The 3,154-nt window shown below is 35.0% G+C and carries 3 protein-coding genes; all 3 read right to left on the bottom strand.

Features of this window, described 5'->3' with window-relative positions:
• On the bottom strand, positions 1 to 1,243 hold a 1,243-nt coding region (locus tag AB0N03_RS52055; protein WP_364388939.1), incomplete at its 3' end, for a restriction endonuclease subunit S.
• Positions 1,231 to 1,443, bottom strand: coding sequence for a DNA-binding protein (locus AB0N03_RS52050; protein ID WP_200416660.1), 213 nt, complete (start codon positions 1,441 to 1,443; stop codon positions 1,231 to 1,233). The genes AB0N03_RS52050 and AB0N03_RS52055, both read right to left, overlap by 13 nt.
• A 412-nt stretch (positions 1,444 to 1,855) precedes the next feature.
• The gene (locus tag AB0N03_RS52045) at positions 1,856 to 3,055 is read right to left on the bottom strand and encodes a RepB family plasmid replication initiator protein (RefSeq protein WP_063283645.1); all 1,200 of its coding nucleotides are present in this window, start codon (positions 3,053 to 3,055) and stop codon (positions 1,856 to 1,858) included.
• Positions 3,056 to 3,154: the final 99 nt, after the last annotated feature.

Here is a 3,154-nt window from a genome sequence, read left to right as displayed (position 1 = left end):
ACATCTTTTGTAGAAATCCTTTTTTCTGCTCTTTGAGAAGATCTAGCTTACGCTGATGAAGAGCGATAGTGTCATCTAACTGTTTAAAGAAAGAGCCTATTTTTTGTTGTTCTTCAATCTTAGGTAGCTCTAGATTTAGATTAGAAACTGCAGGATAGTTAACATATATTTGCGTTCCCCCCTGAACAATTCGTTTAACTTTTTCTCTAAAAGGACCATTAAGTATGGTATATGCAAAATTAGAATCAAAGTTTTCTTTCGGAGAAATAATTTCAGTTCGTTGATTGATAACATATTCGTTATCTTTTTCTACCAGTAAAGTTCTTCCAATAATTGTTCCATTAGCAGTTTTATCATTTAGCACCATGGTGAGCTCTCCAGAATTAACAACTCGTCCATCTGTAATTTCATTTGATATTGCGCGAATATTTTGATCAACGTATTGGCTATTTAATCCATAGCTACCAATTGAAATAACTTTGTATACACCATATTTGTCAAAATACTTTTCAATAGCTGTTCCGCCTCTGTGATTAGCTACGTCAGATAACTTACGCTCTTCCCAATCGTCAGCAAACCCCGCAAATCGCAATTCAGGAACTTTGGCACCATTTTTAGGGAACATCTTTTGTAAAAAGCCTTTTTTCTGTTCTTTCAATAAATCTAACTTACGTTGATGAAGAGCGATAGTATCGTCTAACTGTTTAAAGAATGACCCGATTTTTTGTTGTTCTGAAAGTTCAGGTACCATAATCGACATTTTCGACATTTGCTTACCTGAAACCTCAACAAAAGTAGATCCTGCACCGGTGACTTCCCCATATCGCTTGAGCTCATTAGTTCTTGAAAAAATAAAATAACTATCAAGTTTATTTTGATCAGGAACAATTGATTGAAACCCTTGATTAGTTGTAGCTTCTTTGGCTAATATAGCGGTGTTTCCGATACCAGCACGAGAAGTAAATAAGACGGTTCCTACTGGTAAAATTCGAGCTGAACTCTTCTTTAGACCTAGTTCAGTAATAGTCTTTTTACTTTTACTAACATAACTTTGTTCTCCAATTTCATCTGGTGCATACCAATCAATATCACCGTCCCAGTATTCAGGGTTCGATGTACTTGGTGTTCCACCACCAACAATATTAGATAATTCTCCTAACTTACGCTCTTCCCAATCATCCGTAAATCCCGGAAACCTTAATTCTGGAACTTTCTTTTTAACTGAATCATCTATTTTCGCCATAGTCCCCACCATTTTCTTGGTTTTTCTTGTTCTTCTATCCTTTTTTGATCTTTGATTTGTTCCTGCAAATTTTCCAACTTCTCTTTAAGAGCGTTCACTTCATCTTTATATTGATTGTCTAAGTGTTTGAATTCTGTTTCCTGTGAGGGCATTTTGAGAGCTTTTAAGCTGTCATTTTCTGCTTTGTATTCTTCTAACAACTTTTTATCTTGTAAGGCTAGTCGTTGTTGCTGATCTAAAAGATTTTGAGTTTGTTTTTGTACGTCTACTAAACTTTTTATCTGTTCGTCTTTAACAGATATTTGATTATCTTTATTCTTTATTTGCTCTTTTAGATAATTGATTCGTTCATTTTTTTCATCAATTAAACTTGTATTTACGGTGTCTAATTTGGTATCTAAATACTGTCTATTTTGGACACCAACACTATCTAATTTAGTTTTAGGGACATATCCAATATTCCCTTTAATCACTTTTATAGCAGCGTTGTTAAGATAGATAGTACCGTCTAATCTCTGTATCAAATTACTATCTAATTTAGATACTTGATAATGAATTTTCTTTTTTGATACACCCAACTCATCCGCAAGCTCTTTGATCGTTTTTAGATTCTCACTCATGGCTTGCTCCTTTACCTCGAACACTTGCACGTTCTGGTTGGTCAAGGTCTTGTAATTTCACAGTTGGCAAATACTGATCAACTGCCTTTTTAAGATACTTTGCAACGTTCCCTTTTGAATAAGGTTCTTGCTTCTCACGAACGTATGAGAGGTGCTTTTTGACCCCCTCAAGTCCTCGTAATGTTTTGAGTTCGTCATACTTTGGATAAACATTTTTTTGCAAGCCAGCCATAAGTGATGTATCTGTCATTTCATAAGGCGATAAAAGGAAATTTTCAAGCAATAACCTTGTATATCTACTTTCTAACGCTTTACCTGCAAGTGTTTGGTTTGATAATTCTTTTTCGGCTTTCGCTTCCTTGTAGGTCTTGTCCTCTAGCTTATAACTGTTATCGTCTGCTCGACGTTTTTTCGTGATATGAAAGACAATAGAATCAATGCTTTTACCTTTTTTCACTTTCTCATAGGCAATATTAAATGAGGTCCGATCATTGATTTCTTCAAGGGGTTTATCTAAAACTTTCTTGCTAAAGTTAGTGAATAATTTGTATTCATTGACCGTGTCCGTCATTTCTCGTAATTCTCGCATGGAAATTGAAGGATTGCGGTAGGCTTCCACTTGTTCTTCTCGGCGCCCGCCCTTGTAACTATAATGCTCGTACTGGTTATAATTCATAGATAACCAGCGATACAAGATAATGGAATACTTGCTATTGAGTTCTGCAAGATCAGACAAAGCGTGTTGCGTGAAATTTTGTTTTAAATTGATTAAATACGGCATAATTTCAGGACTAAATCGGATCGTTACCTCATCATGATAATCCGTCCACTTAACATAGGGAATCGGCACAATATTTTCAAATTCAAATCCATGTTCTTTTTTTTCTTTAATTTTGAAAAAGGCTTGTTTCTGCATATTCTCGACTGCCTGTTTAAAACGTGTGTGTTTATTGCTGTCGTCCACTTTAAAAAAGGCAAACAGTTCTGCTTTTGACAAATAAACCGTATGATCTTTTGGTGGTTCTTCTGTATCAATGCACGATACGGCTAATTCAAACATTTTCAGTGGGGTTTTATCCATTTTGGCAATAGATGTGATTAAAGAATTATGCTCGACCACTTTACGTTTTGATAATTCGTTCAAGATTTGCACCTGCTTCTGATTTTGTTCATTTTTTGGTATACTAGTCATAGAAAACTGCTCCTTTGTGAGTGATTTTAGATAGGCATGAAGAAAATCTGACCAAAGAATTGTTCTTCATGCTTTTATTATACCACAACATAAGTACTT

The sequence above is a fragment of the Amycolatopsis sp. NPDC051061 genome (assembly GCF_040682935.1).
Lineage (GTDB): Bacteria > Actinomycetota > Actinomycetes > Mycobacteriales > Pseudonocardiaceae > Amycolatopsis.
The sequence above is the reverse complement of the archived record's forward strand: the minus strand, read 5'-3'. Positions and strand labels throughout refer to the sequence as shown.